19 protein-coding genes are annotated in these 23,551 nt (G+C 47.3%); 16 read left to right on the plus strand and 3 right to left on the minus strand.

What is annotated here, in order from left to right; all coding sequences use genetic code 11:
* The 16 genes from FY046_RS19120 to FY046_RS19195 all read left to right on the plus strand — a co-directional run.
* Positions 1 to 956: fimbria/pilus outer membrane usher protein (locus FY046_RS19120; protein ID WP_446186380.1), on the plus strand; the 956-nt coding region annotated here is incomplete at its 5' end.
* Positions 944 to 1,537 (plus strand): fimbrial protein, encoded by a 594-nt coding sequence (locus tag FY046_RS19125; RefSeq protein WP_446186381.1) that lies wholly within the window; start codon positions 944 to 946, stop codon positions 1,535 to 1,537. The genes FY046_RS19120 and FY046_RS19125, both read left to right, overlap by 13 nt.
* 120 nt (positions 1,538 to 1,657) lie before the next feature.
* Positions 1,658 to 2,191, plus strand: coding sequence for a type VI secretion system contractile sheath small subunit (gene tssB / locus FY046_RS19130; RefSeq protein ID WP_133844503.1), 534 nt, complete (start codon positions 1,658 to 1,660; stop codon positions 2,189 to 2,191).
* Positions 2,192 to 2,208: 17 nt separating this feature from the next.
* The gene (gene tssC / locus FY046_RS19135) at positions 2,209 to 3,708 is read left to right on the plus strand and encodes a type VI secretion system contractile sheath large subunit (protein WP_133844505.1); all 1,500 of its coding nucleotides are present in this window, start codon (positions 2,209 to 2,211) and stop codon (positions 3,706 to 3,708) included.
* Between the two features lie 136 nt (positions 3,709 to 3,844).
* Positions 3,845 to 4,330, plus strand: coding sequence for an Hcp family type VI secretion system effector (locus FY046_RS19140; RefSeq protein WP_133844507.1), 486 nt, complete (start codon positions 3,845 to 3,847; stop codon positions 4,328 to 4,330).
* Positions 4,331 to 4,540: 210 nt separating this feature from the next.
* Positions 4,541 to 5,080, plus strand: a complete 540-nt coding sequence (tssJ, locus tag FY046_RS19145) for a type VI secretion system lipoprotein TssJ (protein ID WP_446186382.1) — start codon at positions 4,541 to 4,543, stop codon at positions 5,078 to 5,080.
* Positions 5,077 to 6,423 (plus strand): type VI secretion system baseplate subunit TssK, encoded by a 1,347-nt coding sequence (gene tssK / locus FY046_RS19150; protein ID WP_133844511.1) that lies wholly within the window; start codon positions 5,077 to 5,079, stop codon positions 6,421 to 6,423. Before tssJ ends, tssK begins: the two co-directional genes overlap by 4 nt.
* On the plus strand, positions 6,423 to 7,787 hold the full coding sequence (gene tssL, locus FY046_RS19155; RefSeq protein WP_133844513.1) for a type VI secretion system protein TssL, long form: 1,365 nt from the start codon (positions 6,423 to 6,425) through the stop codon (positions 7,785 to 7,787). The genes tssK and tssL overlap by 1 nt, the downstream gene beginning before the upstream one ends.
* A gap of 11 nt (positions 7,788 to 7,798) precedes the next feature.
* Positions 7,799 to 11,665, plus strand: coding sequence for a type VI secretion system membrane subunit TssM (gene tssM, locus FY046_RS19160; protein WP_446186383.1), 3,867 nt, complete (start codon positions 7,799 to 7,801; stop codon positions 11,663 to 11,665).
* 46 nt (positions 11,666 to 11,711) lie between these two features.
* Positions 11,712 to 12,395 (plus strand): hypothetical protein, encoded by a 684-nt coding sequence (locus tag FY046_RS19165; RefSeq protein WP_446186384.1) that lies wholly within the window; start codon positions 11,712 to 11,714, stop codon positions 12,393 to 12,395.
* 37 nt (positions 12,396 to 12,432) lie between these two features.
* The gene (tssI, locus tag FY046_RS19170) at positions 12,433 to 15,186 is read left to right on the plus strand and encodes a type VI secretion system tip protein TssI/VgrG (protein ID WP_446186385.1); all 2,754 of its coding nucleotides are present in this window, start codon (positions 12,433 to 12,435) and stop codon (positions 15,184 to 15,186) included.
* Positions 15,187 to 15,293: 107 nt separating this feature from the next.
* Entirely contained in the window at positions 15,294 to 15,557 is a 264-nt protein-coding gene (locus FY046_RS19175) for a PAAR domain-containing protein (protein ID WP_133844521.1), read from the plus strand.
* Positions 15,558 to 15,560: 3 nt separating this feature from the next.
* Complete coding sequence (locus FY046_RS19180) at positions 15,561 to 16,403, plus strand: TagK domain-containing protein (RefSeq protein WP_446186386.1); 843 nt, start codon at positions 15,561 to 15,563, stop codon at positions 16,401 to 16,403.
* A 23-nt stretch (positions 16,404 to 16,426) separates the two neighbouring features.
* A complete protein-coding gene (locus tag FY046_RS19185) occupies positions 16,427 to 17,224 on the plus strand; it encodes a type VI secretion system accessory protein TagJ (RefSeq protein ID WP_133844525.1) in 798 nt (265 codons plus the stop codon).
* Between the two features lie 10 nt (positions 17,225 to 17,234).
* Positions 17,235 to 17,726, plus strand: a complete 492-nt coding sequence (locus FY046_RS19190) for a type VI secretion system baseplate subunit TssE (RefSeq protein WP_446186387.1) — start codon at positions 17,235 to 17,237, stop codon at positions 17,724 to 17,726.
* 189 nt (positions 17,727 to 17,915) lie between these two features.
* Complete coding sequence (locus FY046_RS19195) at positions 17,916 to 18,311, plus strand: polyketide cyclase (RefSeq protein ID WP_133844529.1); 396 nt, start codon at positions 17,916 to 17,918, stop codon at positions 18,309 to 18,311.
* A gap of 62 nt (positions 18,312 to 18,373) precedes the next feature.
* Here the strand turns inward: FY046_RS19195 and fhuB are convergent, their stop codons facing one another.
* Genes fhuB through FY046_RS19210 form a run of 3 tightly spaced genes read right to left on the minus strand, consistent with a single transcriptional unit; the run spans position 18,374 to position 23,537 of the window.
* A complete protein-coding gene (gene fhuB, locus FY046_RS19200) occupies positions 18,374 to 20,272 on the minus strand; it encodes a Fe(3+)-hydroxamate ABC transporter permease FhuB (RefSeq protein ID WP_446186388.1) in 1,899 nt (632 codons plus the stop codon).
* A complete protein-coding gene (locus FY046_RS19205) occupies positions 20,272 to 21,168 on the minus strand; it encodes an ABC transporter substrate-binding protein (protein WP_446186389.1) in 897 nt (298 codons plus the stop codon). The genes fhuB and FY046_RS19205 overlap by 1 nt, the downstream gene beginning before the upstream one ends.
* On the minus strand, positions 21,168 to 23,537 hold the full coding sequence (locus tag FY046_RS19210; RefSeq protein WP_446186390.1) for a TonB-dependent siderophore receptor: 2,370 nt from the start codon (positions 23,535 to 23,537) through the stop codon (positions 21,168 to 21,170). Before FY046_RS19210 ends, FY046_RS19205 begins: the two co-directional genes overlap by 1 nt.
* Between the last annotated feature and the right edge of the window lie 14 nt (positions 23,538 to 23,551).

The following is a 23,551-nucleotide window of genomic DNA, read 5'->3' on the forward strand; positions in this document are numbered from 1 at the left end:
TTACCTATAATAAGTCTGAAAGATACTTTTCTTACTCACTTACGGGTATGAGAACGATGAATAGTAACCGTAGAAATGAGAACACGTATATGTTGTCTTTCAACATACCACTTGGCCAGAGTATCAGCAGCCAGCCAGTATTTAACTCAATATATACCACTCTGACGCATGATGAGGGTGGAGGATCCTCTCTGCAGGTCAATGCCAATGGTAGCCAGGGTGAAATGAATGAGCTGAACTATGGGATTGGAACAACAACGACGAAAAATCATAACGAAGGGACTAAGGAAACAGTCTCTGGTAATGCTTTCTATCGTTCTCCTGTAGGAAACCTCGGCCTGACAGCATCGGCTGATAATAAATCAACCAATCAGGTTTCTTTCTCTGCTAACGGTAGTGTGATCGGTCATCAGGGTGGCATTACGGCTGGCCCGCCTATAGGTGATTCTCCTTTTGCTATCATCAACGCCCCAGGAGGAAGGGGGGCTAAAATACTAAACGGCTATGGTTCTAAAGTTGACTCAAATGGATATGCCATCATGCCTTCATTAACCGCATATCGGGAAAACACAGTTTCTATAGATACCAGAGGACTTCCAGCTACGGTTGATGTGCTAGAAAGTGAAAGCACGGTTGTACCAAGAGCAGGCTCAGCCATTTTGGTTAATATGAAGACAATTGTTGGCACGCCTTACATACTTATAGTGAAGCGTTCTGATAACAGTTACCTTCCAATAGGAACCGAATTGTTCAATGAGAATGGCGTAAGCCAGGGAATTATTGGTCAAAGTGGAATGGCATTTATTCGCGGCTGGGATCCAACGATAAATACACTTAATGCAAAATGGGATGAAGGCCGAAGTGTGTGCCGTATTCTTCCTAACAAGAAATGGATTGCACCATCCGACAAAGGTAATAATCAGATAGTTACCATGGAGGTAAAATGCATAATTTAAATAACCGCCCCCCATTTTTGAGTAAAATCCTATATTCAGGAATGCTGTTAGTGGTTATAGTAACAGCCAGCCAAAATATTGTAGCTGCTCAAGACTGTAAGAACTGCACAGTCGATGTTTCATTTACTGGAATATACAATGATGAAACATGCGAAATTGTTATCAATGGCAAAGAAAACACAGACATTGTTGAATTACCAGTGATATCGACTCAAAGCCTTAAAGTACCAGGAAGTGAAGCCGGCAGTGGCTCATTTGATATTGGTCTAAAAAACTGCCCGACGAATAGAAATATAATTTTAAAATTTGTCAGTAACACATCACAAGCAGACCCATTAACTGGAAATTTATTAAATACATTAGGTGATGGATATAGCAAAAACACACAAATAAGACTCCGAAAAGAAGACGGAACACAAATTAGCATTGATGACCAGGTCAGCGCACAGAACTACTATATTTCTGAATCAGGCGATATGGTAACGCATGACTATATTGCAAACTATTATTCAAGTGGTAAAACAGGTGCAACTCCCGGTTTAGTAAAAACCACGGCGGGAATAGAGCTTTTTTATAAATAAAAGCGTTAATGACACCAAACAGCGTCCAAAAAAACAACTTTACAACCAGATAAATTATAGATAAATATCACTCTCGATATTAATCTATATGCTCATGGAACTTATTAAAAAGGAGTAGTAATGGCGATCAATAAGAGCAGTGCGCAGAAGTTCATTGCCAGAAACCGGGCACCTAGAGTCCAGATCGAATATGATGTTGAAATTTACGGAAGTGAAAAAAAAATCGAGCTGCCTTTTGTTATGGGCGTGCTGGCTGATTTATCTGGAACACCTTTAGAACCACTTCCCGCGGTTGTTGACCGAAAGTTTCTTAGTATTGACATTGATAACTTCGATGAACGAATGAAAGCAATGAAGCCTCGGGTTGCATTTGCTGTACCTAATACGTTAACCGGAGAAGGTATGTTAATGATTGATATGACCTTCGAAAGCATTCACGACTTTTCACCCGATGCTATTGCAACAAAAGTTGATTCTTTATCTCAGTTACTTGAAGCAAGAACACAACTGGCTAACTTACAAACTTACATGGATGGTAAAGCAGGGGCTGAGAGCCTGGTCACTCAAGTGCTGAAGGATAAAGCATTACTCAATACACTGGCCAGTGAAGCAAGACCGACCCCGCCAGATACCAATGCTTCTGAGAACGACTGATTATTGTAGAGGGAACTATGTCAACTCAAACTGTAAAAAATGAAAAGCCGGCTGTAGCGACAACCTCCTATAGCGACTTCAATGCTCTTTTGACAAAAGAATTTAAGCCTAAATCTGAACAGGCGAAATCTGCTGTTGCATCAGCAGTCAAAACATTGGCTGAACAAGCGCTGGCGAACTCTCTGACAATTGCTGATGACGCATATAAGAATATTGCTGTCTACATCGCTGAAATTGACAGAAAGCTCTCAGAGCAGATCAACCTGATTCTTCATCATGAAAAGTTCCAGTCGCTGGAAAGCGCGTGGCGTGGACTGCATTATCTTGTCAATAATACTGAAACAGATGAAAAGCTGAAACTTCGTTTTATGGATATATCTAAAAACGAACTGAGGCGTAACCTGAAAAGATATAAGGGAATTGCCTGGGATCAGAGTCCTTTGTTTAAACAGGTTTATGAAGAGGAATACGGTCAGCTGGGTGGTGAGCCTTATGGTTGTCTGGTTGCGGACTACTATTTTGATCATACGGCACCCGATGTTGATCTGCTGGCATCAATTGCTAAGATTTCTGCTTCAGCTCACTCCCCATTCATCACGGGTGCTGCCCCATCGGTGCTGCAAATGGAGTCATGGCAAGAACTCGCCAACCCGCGTGATTTGACGAAAATTTTCACGCAAAACCTGGAATACGCAGCATGGAATTCACTACGTAATTCTGAAGACTCACGCTACATCGGCCTCGCAATGCCTCGATTCCTGTCACGTCTCCCTTACGGAATTCGCACAAATCCGGTAGATGCTTTTGACTTTGAGGAAACAACGGACGGAGCTGATCATAGCAAATATACGTGGTCGAACGCAGCTTACGCCATGGCAGTCAATATTAACCGTTCATTTAAACACTACGGATGGTGCACCTTGATTCGCGGCGTTGAGAGTGGCGGTGTAGTGGAAGATCTTCCGTGTCATACTTTCCCTACAGATGACGGCGGCATCGACATGAAATGCCCTACGGAGATTGCGATTTCCGATCGCAGGGAATCTGAACTGGCTAAAAATGGTTTCATTCCATTAATTCATCGTAAAAATACAGATTATGCGGCTTTCATTGGAGCCCAATCACTGCAGAAACCTGCTGAATATTACGATCCAGATGCAACCGCGAACGCTAATCTTTCAGCACGACTTCCTTATATGTTTGCCTGTTCACGCTTCGCGCATTACCTCAAATGTATTGTCCGCGACAAAATTGGTACATTTAAAGAACGTGATGATATGCAGAGTTGGTTGAACGACTGGATAATGAACTACGTCGATGGCGATCCAAATAACTCGTCGATGGATACCAAAGCGCGTCGTCCATTAGCAGCAGCTGAGGTTGTTGTAGAAGATGTTGAAGGAAATCCAGGGTTTTATCAGGCCAAATTCTTCCTGCGCCCTCATTTCCAACTTGAAGGTCTGACTGTGTCTTTACGTATGGTTGCTAAACTACCTTCACTTAAAGGCTCTAACTGATAAAGCCTGAAATAATAAAATTGCATTCGGATTTATCAAATAAACCACAATATGAAAAAAATTAAATTTTCCTAAAGTAGGAAATGCAGCTGTCGCACTTGTTGTGGCTTTTATCACATAGAAAAAAGGAATTATCATGTCACAAGATATGTTTATCAAAATTGATGGTATCGACGGTGAATCTCCAGATGCTGTTCATAAAAACGAAATTCAGGTTCTGAAGTGGAAATGGGACGTGAGTCAGCATTCGAACATGCACAGTGGTTCAGGTGGTGGTTCAGGAAAAGCATCCGTTAATGATTTTTGCTTTGAGCACTATACTGACAAAGCCAGTCCTAACCTGTTGAATTACTGTCTGACAGGTAAGCACATCAAAAACATTCAATTTGTCGTACGTAAAGCGGGTGGTAACCCTCTTGAGTATTTGATGATTAAATTTACAGATGTCATTATCACTTTAGTTGAAATGACAGGTTCTGTAGAAGATGAATCTCGCCCTCGTGAAACCGTGAAATTCTCATTCTCGAAAATGACACAAGATTACATTATGCAGAACGCCGAAGGTCAGAAGTCTGGTGTTATTTCTGCGACTTATGATGTTAAAGCTAACCAGCACGGTTAATATGTATCTGGGAAATAACTCACGATCTTAGTGATAGTGAGCATTGCCAATAGAAACATTGCCCAGGAAATCACTTGGCTTCCTGGGTATTCTAAATTCGATTTTCATACTGATTAACACAGTTGGTATTTATAGCATTAAGAACAATCGTACAGCTTAAGTTTTATGCCGCGTAGTCTTCTTTTATTACATTTTATAAAATAGATTTTTATGATGACAAAATGGTTAAAAACGTCCGCAGAACGCTATACACTGCTATTTTTTGCAATTTTTTTCATCTCAGCTTTGACATCATGCAGTTTGTTTCCTGGAGAAAAAAACCAGGAAGTTATAAAAGTTACATTGTTAGCATCGAGTGATGTAAATCTTAACATTCATAACAGGCCATCACCTCTTGGCATTTACATTTATGAGTTAAAAACACCCGATACCTTTGATAATAGTGATTATTACTCAATAATAAACAACACCAATATCGAATTTTCACAACAATCGAACAAATTGTATCAGGCTATTTTGATGCCAGGTGAAAAAAGAAACATTGAGATTAAACCTGGAAAATCCAGTGTAGCTCTGGGCGTCGTCGCCGCATATCGGGATATAAACATTGCGGACTGGAACAAAGCTATCATGTTTCCAGATGTTAAACCTGTTCCTTGGTGGAAGTTAATACATTCAGAAGAACCAAAAGTCCTGAGTATTGACTTTAGTAAAACTTCAATCTCAACAATAAAATGGATTAAGATGTGAGAACGAATAAAGTCGTCTGGAGCGAAGGACTGTTTCTACGTCCCCAACTATTCCAACAACAAGAACGCTATTTAGAATATTTTGTACATAAGCGCACAGCGACCCTCAATCCTTTTTTTTGGGGTTTTTCCCAATATGATATCGATAAAGAAGCGCTGGCATATGGGAAACTGGTTCTCAGATCAGGAGGCGGCGTTCTACCTGATGGAACACCATTCGATATCCCTGAGCATGCAGAAATTCCTGAGCCACTGACCATCAGCCCAGACCATTTAGGAAAGATGATCTATCTTGCCGTTCCACTTCGTCTGGAAAACAGTGATGAGACGATCTTTGATAGCAACAATCAGAGTTCTCTCGCACGATTTTTGGCCTATGAAACGAGTCTTAACGATACTAACGCGATTAGACAAGGCGCTAAACCTGTTCAATTAAGTCGGCTACGTATGCGCCTGGTACCCGAAACAGAAATGACTGAATCCTGGCTCGGTCTGCCATTAACTAAAGTTAAGGCAATGCAGCCGGATGGTAGTGTATTACTTCACTCAGAGGACCATATTCCACCAGTCACCGCTTACGCAGCCAATATACTTCTGACAGAATGGTTAACTCACCTTAATGGCCTGGTTAAAATGCGAGCAGAAATGCTAGCAACTCGTCTATCCGCCAGTGATGGAAAAGCGAGTGCCGGTGCAGAGGTTGTTGACTATTTGCTGCTACAAATTTTCAATAAATATGAACCACTTCTTGATCATATCAGGCATATTCCTGAGCTGCCGCCGATCCTCATATATCAAGAACTAGCAAAGTTTTCGGGTGAATTATCCACTTTTGTACGAACAACAACACGCCGCCCGATAGCTGCGCCAGGTTACGATCATGCTCGACTTTATGAATCGATTCGGCCATTGGTTGATGAAGTGAACTATCTTTTGAATCAGATATTGGTACGGGCAGGACAAATGATCCCGTTACTACCAAAAGGAAATGGTGTCTGGTCTGCATCTATGTTGCCTGCAGAATTACACTCATTCTCAAACCTTGTGCTTGCTGTCCATGCACAACTCTCAATGGATGTGTTGCAGCAGCAATTTACCTCACAGACAAAAATTAGCGCCCCACAGCAATTGCATGAGCTGGTTAGATCGCATCTACCAGGGCTAGTCCTGCAAGCCTTACCGGTTCCTCCACGGCAGATTCCTTACAGTTCAGGTTATGTCTATTTCGATCTGCTCAAAAGTGGACCATTCTGGGAAAAAATCTCTGCTACAGGTGCAATAGCCTTACACGTAGCCGGTGAATTCCCTGGGATAAAAATGGAACTTTGGGGAGTCAGGAACTAATGAGCGAAATACAGGACCGTGGTCTTGAGGCTGAAGACGTCCCGCCAGAAGAACTTACACCTCAGGCGCTCGGCAGATTTCTGCCGGATGAGCACAGTATTTCCATTGATCATCGTGTTAAACAAAGCAATGAGGAGGATGAAATTGAACGATTTCTTCATAGCGAGAAGAACTATCTAAACGAAACATCGTTAAGAAGTGAGAGTGTCCAGCAGCGGCTGGTCAACATCAGGCAGGCTGAAAACCCACTACTGGAAGCGAGCCAATATTTGCTTCGCGCGTTAAGTGAAATGCCTGAACATGTCGATTCGGCAGAACATGTCGAAGTGCTCAAAAGAAGTATAAAAAATGAAATTAATCTCTTCGTTATTGTTTGTGATGAGATAGATGTCTCGTGGAAGAAAATGGCCATTGTTCGCTACTGTCTGTGTACGGCACTGGATGAAGCTGCGCATGAAAAAACGTGGGCGCAAAATGCTGGCTGGTCACAGAGCAACCTGCTCAACCACTTCGAAGGCGATAACGACGGGGGTAACAAATTTTTCCTGTTAGTTGGCCGCCTCTCTATGAATCCCCATGAATATGCAGATGTTCTTGAGGTACTCTTGCGTATTCTTGGCCTTGGATTTGAAGGTCGTTACAGTATTATTGAAGATGGTGACCGTCAACTGACGAAAATAAGACAACGATTACTTACCATTATTCAAAGTACAAAAGATACAGCATCGACGATTTTATCGCCACACGGTCTGGTTAGCCGCGGAAAGCCAAAGCGTGAGAAGTTAATCGTTCCCGTACGTGTGACATTATTGTTATGCGGGATTTTAATTGCCTCAACTTTTTTTTGGTATAAGTACTGGTTGTCCGTTAACCAGAGTGTTATTGAGCATAAAATTCTTGCGATGCAAAAACTGAACGTGGCAAAACCTGAGGCAAAGAAACTTAGGCTCGCATATTTACTAAGAAATGAAATAGCGAAAGGTCTGGTCAGTGTTGACGAGACGAAAGAGCAAAGTAAAGTCATATTCAAAGGTGATTCAATATTCGAAAGCGGTGCAACATCTGTAAAGCCTGAGATGGATTATGTTATGAATCGTGTCGCTAAAGAAGTACAACGAGTCAATGGTAGTGTCCTTATTATTGGACATACCGATGCAACGCCGATTCACAAACCTGGAATTGAAAACAATACTATTCTTTCAGAGTTACGCGCTAAGGCGGTAGCCAGGCTTTTTGTTAACACCGGCTTATCTGAGAAAAAAATACATACTCAAGGCGTAGGTGATACTCAGCCAGTGAGTAGTAATAGTAAACCCGAAGGTCGTGCGCAAAACAGGCGCGTAGAATTCTTCGTTACGTATTGATGAGATCAGAAATGTCTTTAATTAATAGATTATTTTCAACCCGTGTAACAAAATTCATGCTGACAGTGGCATGTTTCATTTTGTTGGTGCTCTTTATTTGGTATTTGGGACCATTTTTCGGATTTGGAGAAACACGGCCATTAGAAAGTGTTGAGCCACGCATCATTTTGATCGTTCTTTCGCTGTTCTGTACGATAGGAATATGGTTCAGATTCCCTCTATTTATTATGGTATTACTGGCGCTTAGCTGTGCAGTCTGGATCATGGGCCCATACCTTTTAATGGGTAAGTCCTATCCACTTAATAGCATAAATCGTAGAGTGATCGTAATTGGTTGCATACTCGCACTTGCTTTTATTTATGGTGTCTGGAATCTCATTGTTGCGTTAAAGAGAAACCCAAAATTCTTAGATAAATTCATTAAAGATGAAGAGGTAAAGGAAGATTACAATCAAGCTGAAATTTTCTCAATAATTCGAAATGCTAACAATTACATTAAAAATATCAGCAAGAATGCTTCGAAATTTAAGCAGTTTTTCCTGCCAGAAAAATTCCTTAGCGATCTCCCTTGGTACATGGTAATTGGGACTGAAAATGCCGGTAAAACATCATCAGTACTGTCGTCAGGGCAGAGTTTCCCCGATCCAGAACAATTAAAAAAAATTGCCCGAAAGACGATGGCAACAACCAATTGTGAATGTTGGTTTTCGAATGATGCTCTATTCTTAGATACCGCTGGTAAATATGTTAGTCAGGCGGAAGAAAGTAATAATGAATGGAGCAATATTTTAAATGGCATCAAGAAGTACCGATCTATAAAAGCCATAAACGGTGTTATTATCAACATTTGTGTTACTGATGTTATGGGGCGCAGCAAGGCCGAATTGTACGATCTTTCAGCTAAAATTAGAGCAAGACTCGATGATACTCGAAAAACGCTTGGAATACACTTCCCGGTCTATGTACTGGTGTCAAAAGTCGATCAACTTTCTGGTTTTTCTGAATACTTCAGGATACTGACAGAGCAGGAACGCGAACAGATTTGGGGCGTCACCTTCCCTTATGGCGAAGAAATGAAAATGCCGGCTTCTGACCTGCGTGAGCGTGTTGACGCGGAGCTGGCACTGCTGGAAAGTCGTATTGAAGAGAAGATGACATTACGCCAGCAGGAAGAGCTGAATCTTAGCGATAGAAAAAGAATGTACAGCTTCCCTCAGGATTTCCGTGTTCTGTCACAAGAAATATCTGACATGCTGCAAAATATATTTTTCACCTCCAGATATGACGAAAGTAAAGGTTTCACCAGTTTGCGTGGGTTATATTTCGTCAGTAATCACCAACCTGCTGATGTTTATCTATTAAATAACAGTACGTTAATGCACAAGTGGGATAACTTTGTTCACAGACGCTCCGTTAACGCGGTTGAATCCGTCACAAAGCGATATAATGATGCTGATTTTTTAGTCACTGACAACGCTTATGGCCGCCATTATTTTCTCAAGACCCTATTTTCAGAGATCATCGTTAAAGATGCCCATCTGGTGCGCCATAACTTAAGTGCTGAATCTAAATACCGATTCCAGAACATATTTATACATTGCTCATGTATTTTGTTAACTGCATGGCTTATCAATGGTTTCTATCATAGTTATTATAATAATGATGGATACCTCAACACTATTCGTGAAAAAGTGGTTTCCTTAGAAGGTAAAGTTGAAGAGTTTGAGAAAGCAAACAACACAGAGCTAATTCCGACATTGCTATCCATGGCTCAGTACATGCCTGAATATAGTGACCTGGACGTTGAACACCCGCCATTGGACTTCAGGTTCGGCCAATATGTGGGCTGGGATATCACATCAAAATCGACCTCATTATATTACTATTTCTTACAGAGACTGCTCTTTCCAAATGTGCAAAATGAAGCGCAAGATAAGCTTCAGGATGCACTTCTTGGTGATGATAATGGTGAGATATATACAGCGTTAAAAGCGTACCTGATGCTCAATGGGAAAGGAAAGTTCGATAAGAAATTCCTTATTGATACCATCACTAAGGCCTGGGATGATTCTGGTAAAATTATACCTTACGCTGATAAAGAAATTTTCATTTCTCATTTAGATAATCTGTTTGATTTACCGGAATGGAACCATTATTCACAACCGATAGATGCTGAACTGGTTGCACAGGCAAGGGATGTATTGGGACGTATTTCCCTCAGTGACCGCCTTTATGAACGCATGAAGGTGATTATGCAGGATGATGCCCCAGAAAACCTGACGTTAGATAAAATGACCGATGGTAAAGCTAACCAGATATTCACCCTGGATGAAGCCGATCATCATGCGACCAGCATTCCTGGATTGTTTACCTATGTCGGTTACCATCAGGTTTTTAAAAAAAAAGTCACCGCCCTTGTTACCAGACTTAATGATGAAGATAGCTGGGTCATGGAAAGTAAACATAACACCTCGTTAGCAGAATTCAGCTCAGCCAGAATGCATGCAGAGTTGGGGCTGCTCGGCTCTGCCATGCTGGCAAACGCTAAACGCATCGATCCTATAAAGCAAAAGATTATGCAGCGTTACTATGATGAATATACCCAACGGTGGAGTCGCTTTCTCAGTGAGATCAGCCTGAATTCAAATCGTTCACAGAATCGAAATGGACAGTTAGCACTGTCCTTTGATATTTACTTGCTGCGGACCATGGTTTCATCAGATTCACCATTGGTGAATCTGGCGCAAAGGGCTGTTGAGGAAACGACACTCTCGGCCTTACAGAACGAAGAGTTAATTGATAGCCGCTCTTCAAATACACGTTTGCTACAAAACGTGAATAAAGCCAATCAGTTGCTGATATCACTAGAGAAAAAGCGGTTATGGGAAGGTGTCGATAGTCACTTCTCCACCCTGCGAGAGTTTGTTACAGGCTCTACACGCCCAAGTGAAAAGGCGGGTAGCACGGCCATGACTGGCAGCCGTTTAAGGAACATCATGGGGGTTCTCCATGACCAGTACACCCTCTTTGTTCTTTCTGATAATGCACTCAAAAGTGGCAATATGCCGACGCTGTCAGATGCAGGCCTTAAGATCAGTGCAGAATCACAAACCTGGCCTGACCCACTAAAGAATATTATTGAACCACTTCTGAATGGTGCTTATAAAAAGGTCAACCATCTGGTTATCTCTGAAAGTAATAAAAAGATAGAAGCGGATCTGGGTGAGGTATGTAGAAACACTCTTGAGGGACGCTATCCTTTTACCAAGAGTCTTGAAGAAGTACGTGTTCGTGATTTTGAACATTTCTTCGCACCTGGTGGCTTGGCTGAGATGTTCTTCAAAAATAATCTGGCTGATAAGGTCAACACGTCCGTCAAACCATGGCGCTATAACAGTGACAATGGAGAGAACGACTCCAGCACACTGAAGACGTTCGAACAGGCCCAGGACATCCGTAATACCTTTTTCCAGAACGGAGAAAGTAAACAAATGTCGATTAACTTCTCGATCTCTCTGCCCTACATGGCACCTACCATCACCCAGCTCAGTATGAATTTCGATGGGACGACGATGGACTACTCACACGGGCCGGTTGCTCCGGAAACATTTACCTGGCCGGGCAGTCGCATGGGCTCCATTGTCAGTATGACCGCCCAGCCAAGAATGGCTGATAAAACCTCCGGCCTGGTTTTCACTGGCCCCTGGGCTCTTTTCCACTGGATGGACAACGTGAAAAAAATCGAAAACTCTTCATCTGCTAACCCTGTCATGGTGTTCTCCTTGAGTAACCGGCGCGTGGATATCAAAGCATCAGGAATCACCTATGATGATCGATTAATTACGCGTTTACTGCGGGACTTCCAGTGTCCAGGGTGACCTTTGGTCTGTTTAATTTTCATAAATATTACCAGAGGAGGTGAATATGACATTGCAGATATCTGTTATTGATGATAGTCGCCACTATCGCTGGTATCACTGGCGTAAAAAGCATCATCGGAGAATACTTAAATTTTTACAGGATATGGTTGAACCTGAGATTAAAACGCTCTCTCAGGATAATGAACTATCCGATAGTTATCCATGGTGCTTTGTTTTTTCGGCAAAACAACTAAACCGAAAACACTATTACATCGGTGCATTGACTATTTCAAAAAATAACTGTAATAAAGATAGCCTTTGTGTCATTTTTTCTCGACTTCCTTATAATGTTATATCTGTGGACTTCAAAAGAAAATTTCACATCGCTTTTTGGCAGTCAAGAATACTTGCAACTCGACAAGGTGAAATGAATGTCAATAAAAAAAGCTCTCATTTTTTGGAGTGGATTAAAGCCTTACAGATACACTATTCGCCATTTTTAGAATATGTTTTAATTCGTAAAAGCTATAGATTCATTAATACATCTGAGCCATTACTGTCAAATTGCCACATTTTGGACAATCAGATACCCATTAATGGTGGAGTGGAATTTATGCCATGGAAAAACTGGCCTGAGTGCATTCAGACCGGAAATTCAGTCTGGCTTTGGCGACAAAGTCGATATGGTCGAATTATCGACTCTAAGAAAATATCAGTACCGATGGATATTACTAACGCCCGCCGTTAGTGGTTATGGATAATCAATTTCGTATAAGGTGATTCTCATGTCACGAACTATTAACTTGTACAGCGCTGCAATGCCTCTCTTGTTAGGGGAACCGGCGTTGGTCCCATCGACGCTTAAAGGTGAAGAGTCATTATCTACACTGTACTCGTACACCATCATGACCAAAACTGCCGCTAATCCCTTGATCCCCTGGCAATCTGCGTCAAACATTGAGATTAAAGATCTCATTGGAAAAGAAATGACGATCGAGATAGAGCTGGATGGCAGCGGCCTTGATGCGGTTACAGGCGTTGGGAAAGGGATACGCGAAATATCAGGGCTGGTGCAGCAGGCGAGATTTCTTGGCCGTGATGCCAATCAGGCCAAGCATGAATTTGTTATCAGACCTTGGCTTTATCTGACTGATCTAACATCAGATTATAAAACTTTTCAGCATAAGAATGTGGTCGAGATCATTGATGAAGTGTTATCTGATTATAATTTCCCATTAGATAAACGTCTTAGTGGCAGTTACCCACAGCTCGATTTTCAGGTTCAATATGGTGAAACTGACTTTAACTTCATCCAGCGTTTGATGGAAGAATGGGGCATTTACTGGTTTTTTGAGCACCATGGACATAAGCATAAAATGGTTATTGTCGATCATGTCGGTGCCCACAAAAAATTTAAGAGTGCTGCCTACCATACGCTCAAATATGAACCTGATTTACCGAAGGCAGGTGGAGAGTATGTTACCCGATTCGATCATCAGGAAACTATCACCACGGGTTCCTGGGTGACCAACGACTACGACTTCACTAAGTCACGTGCTGATATTATGGCACTGGACAGCAAACCCCGTAAAACCAGTTTTAATGACATGGAAGTTTATCACTGGCCAGGCGATTACGATCAGCCCGGCATTGGTGAGCAATTAGCTAAAGTACGTATTGAAGAATTAGGTGCAACGGGTTCTCGTGCAACTGGATTTGGTGAGTTGCGCGGCGTTGTCTGTGGGTCTAATTTTAATCTCAAAGGATTCCCGGTTAAAAAAGTTAATCGCGAGTATCTCATCATTTCCAGCAAATTAGACGTTGAAGAAATTGGTCAGGTATCGGGGCAGGAAGATTTTAAATACCAATGCGAATTTACCGTACAGCCGACAACCAAAATTTATCGTCATCCACGAACTGCGATAAAACCTAAGACTCGTGGCCCACAAACAGCCATTGTGGTTGGCCCTCCGGGACAAGATATCTGGACCGATAAATATGGCAGGGTCAAAGTTCATTTTCTGTGGGATCGCTACGGTAAAAATATCGAATCAGACTCATGCTGGCTGCGTGTAAGCCAGGCCTGGGCAGGTAATAATTTTGGTGGAATCAACATTCCTCGTGTTGGTCATGAAGTCATTGTCGACTTTCTTAATGGCGATCCCGACAGACCTCTGATTTTAGGTAGTCTTTACAATAACGTTACGATGCCTCCCTGGGATCTTCCGGCTAATGCCACACAAAGTGGCCTGGTCAGCCGTACTGTCGGTGGCGGACGAACCAACTTCAACGGCGTACGATTTGAAGATAAACCTGGTCTTGAACGCTACTGGGAGCAAGCTGAGCGCGATATGAGCCGCCTGACAAAAGCTAACGAAAAACAGGTTATTGGTGCGAACTCAAATCTTAAGGTTGGCCTTTCCAGAACGAAATTTGTCGGTGGTTTCCAGACAGCAAACATATTGGGCTTCAATAGCCTACTCGTCGGTGGTGTCATGACCACTGTTGTTGGCGCTGCCCAGTCAAATACCGTAGGTGGAGCGAACTCCGTCAACGTAGGTGGTGTTATGGCAACCTGTGTGGGCGGCGCTAACTCACTCGCTGTGGGTGGAGCAAACGCCATCAATGTGGGGGGTGCCATGGCAACTGCCGTGGGCGGTGCCATTTCAACAGTTGTTGGTGGTGCCAGTGCACTGGCAGTGGGTGGCGCAGCTTCAGCCGTTGCCGGGGGGGCTTTCGCAATCAGTTCAGGTGGCATGCTCACCATCTCGGCTTCAAATATTAAAATTGTCGCCGGTGGAAAAATTGTCATACAAGCTGGTGAGGTCGATATTAACCCCGGTGATTGTTGCGATTGTAAAGGAGGCGGTGGCGGCGGTGGCGGCGGTGGCGGTGGTTTTTTACCTGGTTTACCTGGGCTTGCCGCGTTTGGATTCATTCCTTTACCGCTCCCATTACCGTTACTACCGTTGCCAATACTCCCACCGGTAGTCGTTCCGCCGGTGACTAAGCCCCCGGTTGTTACTCAACCGCCTGTGACTGTGCCACCTGTAACTGTGCCGCCAGTGACCAAACCGCCGGTGACTCAGCCGCCGGTGACTCAGCCGCCGGTGACCAAACCGCCGGTGACCAAACCGCCGGTGACTCAACCGCCGGTGACCAAACCGCCGGTGACTCAACCGCCGGTGACTCAACCGCCGGTGACTCAACCGCCGGTGACTCAACCGCCGGTGACTCAGCCGCCGGTGACTCAACCGCCGGTGACTCAGCCGCCGGTGACTCAGCCGCCGGTGACTCAACCGCCGGTGACTCAGCCGCCGGTGACTCAGCCGCCGGTGACTCAGCCGCCGGTGACTCAACCGCCGGTGACCAAACCGCCGGTGACTCAGCCGCCGGTGACTCAACCGCCGGTGACTCAACCGCCGGTGACTCAACCGCCGGTGACTCAGCCGCCGGTGACTCAGCCGCCGGTGACTCAGCCGCCGGTGACTCAGCCGCCGGTGACTGAGCCGCCGGTGACCCCGACGTGGGGTCCCTAAGCAACGGGGATAAACACTAAAAGGGCCGGACCTGACTCAAGCCAATCATGGCGAAACAGTTCGGGCCCTTTTTACTTGATCATGAATTAATCAACATGAGGTGATTTATGCAAAATGCAGCCAGAGTTAGTGATGCAGTCTGCCACGGTGGAGTGATTGTTTCAGGTTCAGGCGATACCACGATCAACAGCTCTAACGCCGCTATCACGGGCGGCAGCGTTGCGACCTGTGCCATTCATGGTGCTGCACCGGTTGCTTCCGGTTCGGGATCTGTGTTTATCAATAGTTGCAACGCAGCCCGGCTGGGAGACGTCTGCGGATGCGGTGCCGCAGTCGCCAGTGGTTCTGGTGATGTTTATATCGGTGGATAAATAATGTACTTATCAATCACCTGGCCTGATCAGCGCTATCGCTTCAAACTTGATGAATCTCATACATCAGAAGCGCGTGTGGGCTTCAACGTCATAAAGGGGGAGTTCTCAGACGAGCATCCTGCTCTACCAGAAGAGAATACTGTGTATTTTTACTGGACACTCGCCGGGGTCGCCGTTTTCAATGCCTGTAGCGATTATGTCTGTATCATTGATGGGATCCCTGTTGAAAAGAACGAAATTCGCACCCTGAATTTAGGTTCAGAAATACAAATAGGCCATTATAATATTCAGGCAGTGGTGAGCGAGAGCACGACGGCTCTTGATGACATGTTCTATACATTGAATGGCTATGAAACCGACAGAAGCAACACTCACATTCCTGAAATAGAAGATATTTTACCGAGTGGCGCACATTATATTGCCGATCTCAATTACTCAAATGAGATGTTCTCAGAAAGAGTCAGTGAGAATGATGCAATTAAACCGCTAGAAACTGAATATAAGAAGTTCCTGATTTGGGGGCAGATCAACAGCAATCTTTATAATAAGGATGAAAAAAAATCTCATTACGTTATTAATGATGATGGTTTCTTTGATGCTACCCGATCGGATATGCAATCGAAAACCATCATGGAGTGTATTCTGGATGCTCCTTCACTGATTGATAAAGTCTGGGATGAACTTGAAGTTGCCAACCTGCAGGATGATGTTCTGTATGAAGAAGAAAAATATGAAATATTAATGCTACTGGCGCCGGAAAAATTCACGGCAAAAGAGAAAAAAGTTATACCTGAACTTGCTTTCCAGGATCTTTATAAGATTGGTCTGGACAGTCATTACTAAAATATACTCTGAAGGAAAAGTAGATGGATACTACAAAGTCATTATATGGATCGTTGAAGACCGCCTCACTTGAGGAGGTTCTGGCGAATTGTTTGTCTCAGGTTAAAGCTAAACCTGATGATATCTCCTTACGTGAAACACTCTACAAACTATACTGTATTGAAGGTTCGTGGCAAAAAGCACTGATGCAACTGCAAACCATCGAAGTCATTAATAGTGATTCATTACAAGAAGTGGAAATTGCAAAAAACCTGATATTCAGTGAATTAATCAGAGAAGAAGTGCTGCGTGGCGAACGCTTACCTGGCATGCTCAATCTTGAGTTACCCGAATGGATTAACTTGTTAAATCAGGCAAACAAGTTACTGTCTGACGGAGCGCTGAACGAGCAGGACGAACTGCGTAGCCAGGCTTTCTCATTGGTGAATGGAAGCGCCGGGGAAAGTCCGCACATAGGGTCCTTTTCCTGGATTTCAGACAGTGACGGGCGTATTGGGCCTGCCTGTGAGTTTATCGCTGCCGGTGGTTACCGTTGGGTACCCTTCTCCGAGATAAAATCATTAAGCATTGAAAAACCGAAAGAAATCATCGATCTGATCTGGTCTAAAGCCCATATTCAGACCCATAGCGATGTGTATTACGGTTACATCCCTTCACGCTATCCCCTGATGGAAAATGCCAGTAAGGATGCCAAACTCGGTTTAGTCACAGAGTGGGAAGATGTCTCTGCCACCTGTTCCAAAGGATCAGGACGCAAGGTCATCATTACCGATGCAGGTGATTTCTCTTTACTGGAAAGCGGAAAAATAACGTTTGCCTGAGGATTCAGTGATGGAAAAGAAAAGGCAGTTTTTGCCTACATTACTGGAAAGACTGCAGGATGACGAGCCGAAAAAAAGTAGTGAACGCTTTGATGAATTTTTTTTTGATTCGAGAAAGATGCGATCAATTGTTCAGAAAGATATCGCTACGATGCTGAATAACACCAACATCGAAGACAGTCTTGATGAATACAGGCACAATCTGGTCGCCGATTCAGTGGTAAACTATGGCGTAAGTGCCCTGGTCGGAAGCTTTGCCAATCAGCATCGATGGCATTCGATTGAAAAAAATATCAGAACAGCGATCTTGAGATTTGAAACAAGGATTATTCCTGAATCACTGATGGTGCGTTCGCTACTGACCGAAGAGCACCCCACGAAAAATGGTATGATTCTTTTTGAAATAAGAGGGCTTATTGACTGGCATCCTCATCCAATCGATCTCTGTTTCCACGGACGTTATGATGTAGAAACCTCGCATGCTGAAATAATAAGCATGTAAACGACAAGATTCCTCACCGTAGCGGAAAGCTGTGCTAGCGGTGAGGGACCTTATTCAGGTCAGACCGCCTTCACGTTTGTCGCTTCAGTCCTCGCGCTTCGCTACCCAGTTAACACAATGGAACGCTCCTCCTTCCCATCTTCCTTTCAGGATGGTTAAATCCGTTATTGACCACTGACCGGAGGTATTATGCTGTCCTCACATACTCTTAGCCTGGCTATCCATCGTAACTGGGTAGATTTGTATGAAACGATCTGGAAACCGGAGTTTTTCCCCAAGTGGGCTTCGGGTCTGAGTCAGGGGCCGCTTGAGCCAGATGGCAATAGCTGGAAAGGGCGTGGCCCACAGGGACCGGTTAAAGTACGCTTCACCGAACATAACCCGTTCTGCATTATGGACCACTATATTGACAGCGGTTATAGCAAAGAAATCTTCGTTCCTATGCGCATTGTCGCCAACGAAGAGGGCTCACAAGTGTTAATCACCGTTTTTCGCCAGCCACTGCTGTCGGATGAAAAATTCGCCCAGGAACTGGAATGGGTGAAACGTGATTTACAGGCGCTACATCAGCTGCTGACCACCTGACAGCCAGAGAGACACCGCCGGACTGGCCAATATCAGTCGCAGGCAGATGCGTCGGCACTCATTCAGCGCCGACGTAGTTGCCATAAAAACCAGGGTGCGCCGATCAGTGAGCAAATTATCCCTGCCGAAACGGGCCACGGCCAGGCGATGTTACGTCCGAGCCAGTCGGCCAGCACCATCAGCGTTGCCCCCAGCAATGCTGCCAACCCAATCTGAGCGGACACACTGCGCGCACCACTGTAGCGAGCAAGCTGTGGAGCGATCAGTCCGACAAAACTCAGCGGCCCGATCAACAACGTACCGCCCGCCGTTAGCGCCGCCGCCAGCAGCAGAATTAACAGACTATGGGTACGCAAATGCAGCCCCAACGACTGCGCGGGCTGTGTGCCCAATCCCAGCAGTTGCAGACCACGCCGGAGCAGCAGCGTCAAAGGAATCAACACGACCGCCAGCCCTGCCCCGAACAACGCAACGCTGGCCGTGATACCTGCGGTCGAGCCAGTGCTCCAGTTCAGCAATTGCAACGCACGCGGGTCACCGCTTAGCATCAGCAGGCTGGTCAGCGCTCCGCTGATACTGGTCAGACACAACCCCACCAGCACCAGACGCTGTGGTTGAAAACCCCGCCGGGCCCCCAGCCACAACATCGCCCCGGTCGCCAGCAGGCTGCCGAGCAGCGCGGCAGGAAACATCCACGACAATGGTCCCGCCAGCATAAACAGTAGCAGTATCGCCAGGGATGCGCCGCTGCTGATGCCCAGCAACTCAGGGCTGGCCAGCGGGTTGCGCGTCAGGCGCTGAATTAACACACCCGCCACCGCCAGCATCGCTCCGGCAGCCAGCGATCCCAGCAGCCGCGGCCAGCGCCACGCCAGCAGCATCCCTTCAGTGAACTGACGATTCCATCCCAGCGACAAGCCGATCGTCAGCAACAGCAGGCACAGGAGTAGTGCGATCTTACGGCCACCCAATGGTGGAGAAAAAGCAGGTACATCCGCTGCGGCCTGAGGAAAACGAATGGTCCGCTGGCGGGACAGCAGCAGCAGGATCAGCGGCGCACTGAATAATGCGGTAATTGCGCCGGTTGGCACATCGCCCGCTGCGGGAGAAAGTGACTGTGCCAGTTGGTCAATCAGCCATAACAGCAATGCCCCAAAGGCCAGGGTCCAGGGTAACTGCTGGCTGAAACGGCGTACGCCCAGCAGCCGCACCAGTGCGGGAGCCGCCAGGCCAATAAAGCTGATAATGCCTAGCTGACTGGTGACCAACGCACTGAGCGCCACGGCGATCAACAGCGTCAGCAGGCGAACGGTCAACGGTGAAGCGCCGAGGCTGGCGGCACTCTGCTCTGACAGACCGATCAGCGTTAACGGTCGAGCCAGCAGCAGGCTGCCACCACTCAGCAGCAGTAACGGCAGCAACAGCAGACGCACACTGTCCCAGCCATTCTGACTGAGTGCCCCCGCCTGCCAGCTGAACAAATCGCTGAGATAGTCGTGGTTAAACATGACCAGCAGCGTAGAAATGGCGCTGGCATACAGGCTCAGTACCATGCCCGCGAGGAGAATGTTCAGCGTCGCCAGCTGCTGCTTCGCCACCAGCAACAGCAGTAACAGAGTGGTGATGCCCGCGCCCACTAGCGCCACCGGTGCCATCCCCCACACCAGCAGACCGGGTGCCAGCACCAGCGCCAGCGCAATCGCCAGATTCGATCCAGCGGCTACGCCAAGAGTGGCAGGTTCGGCCAGCGGATTACGCAGTACCTGCTGGAAAAGCAGACCGGCCAGCGCCAGTGCGCCTCCGGCCAGCAGGCTGATCGTCAGTCGGGGGAGAAAACTGTAGTGCAGCAGCAGGTGACCGTTGCCCTGGTCGTGCAACAACGGCAACAGATGGTGGGCCGTCAGCGCCAGCGCCAACAGCAGCAAACCGCAGAACAGTGCCAGCGGCGCATAGCGTGACATCAGGGTTCACTCAGCAGCCGCAGCGCCAGGCTGTCGGCAAGACGCAGGGCGGTGCGTACACCACCAAACGGAAAAAAGGGGGGCAGCGGGACGGCATCGCCCTGCTGCACCAGAGGAAGATGCTGCCACAACGCGCTGGACTGCCGTGCCTTGCGCAGCCGGTCAGCGGTAGTGGGCAATTCACTATAAAATAGCCGGGTATCAGCCAGAGTCGCCAGACGATCGATGCTGACATTCGCCAACCCAATGCGGTTACCCGGCTGTTGCCAGGCATTTTCCAGCCCCAGCCGATCCAGTACGCACTGCACCAGACTGTGCTGGCCATAAACCGTGGCATGCTTACCGTCCTGATTGAGCACCGCCACACACACTTTCGGACGCGCACGCGTCGCCAGTTGCTGTCGTAAATCAGCCAGATGCTGGCTGGCCGCATCCAACAATTGTTGTGCCTGCGCCAAACGATTAAGCCGGGCCGCCAGCGGCAGCAGCCAGTCACACAGCGACTGCCAGGCATCCCCCTCCGCCGGGTAGATATTCACCACTTCCACCGGAGCAATCCGCGCCAGCGCCGCCAGGATTGACGGCGACAGCGCATCACTGAGGATCAGTGACGGCCGCAGTTGAGCAAGATACTCCAGATTGGGTTCCCAGTAAGGGCCGATATCCCTGACCGCAGCAGGCAGCACCGGGTCGGGAATACGGCGGCGAAAATAGCCGCTGTCGGAGATCGCCAGCGGCGTGATCCCGAGCGTCAGCATCAGCTCCGCTGCCGCCCAGTTAATCGCCACAATGCGATCTGTCGCCAGCGGCTGCGCGTACAGATCGCGACTGAACGCCAGCGGTGCCAGCAACAGCGCTTTCAGGCAGTCGCGCCGCCGCCACAATCCCTGTGACATCAGAAGTTATATTTCACGGAACCAATCAACGTACGCTCCTGGCCCGGATAGCAGCTGGTGGTGCCGTCACAGGTGCCAACATACTGATGGTTCAGCAGATTCTGCACATTCATCCCGAAGGTCAGATGCGAGTTAACTTTATACGCCGCACCCGCATCCACCAGGGCAAAGTTCTTCACCGCCACTGTATTTTCGTTGTCGCCATACATGCTGCCGACATAGCGTGCGCCACTGTTTAGCGTCAGGCCATCCAACACGCCCTGGGTGAAGCCATAGCTCAACCATACTGACGCCATATGTTTCGGGACGTTAGCCTGTTTATTGCCTTGCACGCCGTCATTGCTCTTGGTTATTTCCGTATCGGTATAGCTGTAAGACGCCAGCGCATGCAGATTTTGCGTCAGCTGCGCCTGGGTTTCCCACTCAATACCGCGTGAACGCACTTCGCCTGAGGCCGTCTGGTAACCGGTCGCCAGGCCATTGACCAGTTCGTTGGTCAGCACATTGGTTTTGGTGATTTCAAAGGCTGCCAGCGTCATCAGCAGGTCAGGATCGGGCTGGTATTTGATCCCGGCCTCAACCTGGTGTGCCTTACTCGGCGTGAACGTATTATTGCTGCTGTCTGTCCCGCTGTTCGGCGTAAAGGACTCAGCATAACTGATATATGGCGCCAGGCCGTTACCCACCAGCCAGGTCAACCCGGCGCGACCGGTCCAGGCATCTTTATCCAACCAGCTGGTGTTCTCCGTCAGGTTGTTCTGGGTACGCATACTGATATCGTCATGCCGCCCCCCCACGGTCAGCAGCCAGTTCGGCGTCAGGGAGATCTGGTCCTGCGCATAGACGCCAAGCTGGGAGGTGGTCTGATTGTTATTATTCACCAGCGTGGTCGGGTCAGAAATATCCACACCGTACTGGGGCTGGAAGATATTCAGCGTCGGAGCAGCCTGGTTAAAGCGTTTTGCGTTACCGTCCAGCCAGCTGTAATCGATGCCGGTCAGCAAGGTGTGATTGATCGTACCAGTGGCAAAATCAGCCTGTAACTGGTTGTCGATGTTGAACGCCTGCATATGCTCATCAAAACGCACAGCATTGCGTGCCTGGGTGCCTGCGGTGTAATCCGTCGCGCCCGGCAGCAGGTTATTGAGGATGGTATCGGTCTGACCAAAACGCAGGTTCTGGCGCAGCTGGATAGCATCATTCAGTTGATGACTAAACTCATAACCCACGGTGAACTGCTCGTTGCGGAAATGGTTATAGCTGTAATCGCCCAGCAGCGTATCGGTGACTTTGCCATCAGGCTCCGTCAATACGGCGATGGTGCCGCCGGAGCTGTCGCGCAGGTAGTCGGCACGCAGCGTCAGGCTGGTGTCGGCATTCGGCAGCCAGGTGAATGAGGGGGCGATATACACGCGATCATCTTTCACTTTCGGGCCGTTGGCGTACTGGAACTGGGTATTGCTGTCGCGCGCTACCCCCACCAGACGGTAGAGATAACGGCTGTCATCATTAATCTTGTCGCTAAGGTCGAACTGCAGCTGGCGGCGGTCGAAGTTGCCAAGCTGCACTTCCACTTCATGCACGCCCTGGGCGGTCGGCAGTTTGCTGACGCGGTTGATAATGCCACCGGCATCACCCAGGCCAAACAGGGTGGATGACGGGCCGCGTACCACATCGATGCGTTCCAGTGCATACGGCTCGGTACGGAAATAGCTGTAGCTGTTGTTGAGCTGGCGCAGACCGTCACGATAGTCGTTAGTGGTTAATGCATTGAAGCCACGAATATAAATCCAGTCATAGCCTTTTGGGTCAACGCCGTAGGTTTCGGTTTTTACCCCCGGCACATAGCGCAGTGCTTCCGTCACACTTTGTACGTTCTGGCGGTCCATCTGCTGGCGACTGATCACGGAGACTGACTGCGGGACGTCCAGCAGTGAGCTGTTGGTTTTGGTGGCGCTGCTGGTCTGCTGCGGAACACTGCCGCCCTGCTGGCCGCTGTTGGCGGTGACTGTCAGCGTGTTGCCATCCAGGGTATCGCCCGGCTCGACGGTGACCATATCGTTCTGGCGACTGTAGTGCAGGCCACTGCCCTGTAACAGGCGGTCGAGGGCGCTTTCCAGCGTCATGGTGCCGCTCACGGCAGGGGCGGTTTTATTGGCGACCGCCGATGGCGCAACGATAAGCTGAACGCCAGCCTGTTGTGCCAGCGCGTTCAGCGCCGACGACAACGGCTGCTGCGGCAGTGAAACTGCCACGGTTGTACTTGCCGCAGCAGCATAAGGCGCCAGCGTATTCAGTGCGATAGCCAGCGATACTGCGCTGTATTTAAGAGATTTTCCCGGCAGTGCAGCAAAGGTAAACAGAGCCATGTGTCAGTTCCCAA

It is taken from the genome of Erwinia sp. 1181_3 (genome assembly GCF_052824965.1).

What these genes read in the sequence shown, in the direction of transcription:
- FY046_RS19125 (WP_446186381.1), top strand. Translation starts at nt 944, where the DNA reads ATGCATAATTTAAATAACCGCCCCCCATTTTTGAGTAAAATCCTATAT.
- tssB (WP_133844503.1), top strand. Translation starts at nt 1,658, where the DNA reads ATGGCGATCAATAAGAGCAGTGCGCAGAAGTTCATTGCCAGAAACCGG.
- tssC (WP_133844505.1), top strand. Translation starts at nt 2,209, where the DNA reads ATGTCAACTCAAACTGTAAAAAATGAAAAGCCGGCTGTAGCGACAACC.
- FY046_RS19140 (WP_133844507.1), top strand. Translation starts at nt 3,845, where the DNA reads ATGTCACAAGATATGTTTATCAAAATTGATGGTATCGACGGTGAATCT.
- tssJ (WP_446186382.1), top strand. Translation starts at nt 4,541, where the DNA reads ATGATGACAAAATGGTTAAAAACGTCCGCAGAACGCTATACACTGCTA.
- tssL (WP_133844513.1), top strand. Translation starts at nt 6,423, where the DNA reads ATGAGCGAAATACAGGACCGTGGTCTTGAGGCTGAAGACGTCCCGCCA.
- tssM (WP_446186383.1), top strand. Translation starts at nt 7,799, where the DNA reads ATGTCTTTAATTAATAGATTATTTTCAACCCGTGTAACAAAATTCATG.
- FY046_RS19165 (WP_446186384.1), top strand. Translation starts at nt 11,712, where the DNA reads ATGACATTGCAGATATCTGTTATTGATGATAGTCGCCACTATCGCTGG.
- tssI (WP_446186385.1), top strand. Translation starts at nt 12,433, where the DNA reads ATGTCACGAACTATTAACTTGTACAGCGCTGCAATGCCTCTCTTGTTA.
- FY046_RS19175 (WP_133844521.1), top strand. Translation starts at nt 15,294, where the DNA reads ATGCAAAATGCAGCCAGAGTTAGTGATGCAGTCTGCCACGGTGGAGTG.
- FY046_RS19180 (WP_446186386.1), top strand. Translation starts at nt 15,561, where the DNA reads ATGTACTTATCAATCACCTGGCCTGATCAGCGCTATCGCTTCAAACTT.
- FY046_RS19185 (WP_133844525.1), top strand. Translation starts at nt 16,427, where the DNA reads ATGGATACTACAAAGTCATTATATGGATCGTTGAAGACCGCCTCACTT.
- FY046_RS19190 (WP_446186387.1), top strand. Translation starts at nt 17,235, where the DNA reads ATGGAAAAGAAAAGGCAGTTTTTGCCTACATTACTGGAAAGACTGCAG.
- FY046_RS19195 (WP_133844529.1), top strand. Translation starts at nt 17,916, where the DNA reads ATGCTGTCCTCACATACTCTTAGCCTGGCTATCCATCGTAACTGGGTA.
- fhuB (WP_446186388.1), bottom strand. Translation starts at nt 20,272, where the DNA reads ATGTCACGCTATGCGCCGCTGGCACTGTTCTGCGGTTTGCTGCTGTTG.
- FY046_RS19205 (WP_446186389.1), bottom strand. Translation starts at nt 21,168, where the DNA reads ATGTCACAGGGATTGTGGCGGCGGCGCGACTGCCTGAAAGCGCTGTTG.
- FY046_RS19210 (WP_446186390.1), bottom strand. Translation starts at nt 23,537, where the DNA reads ATGGCTCTGTTTACCTTTGCTGCACTGCCGGGAAAATCTCTTAAATAC.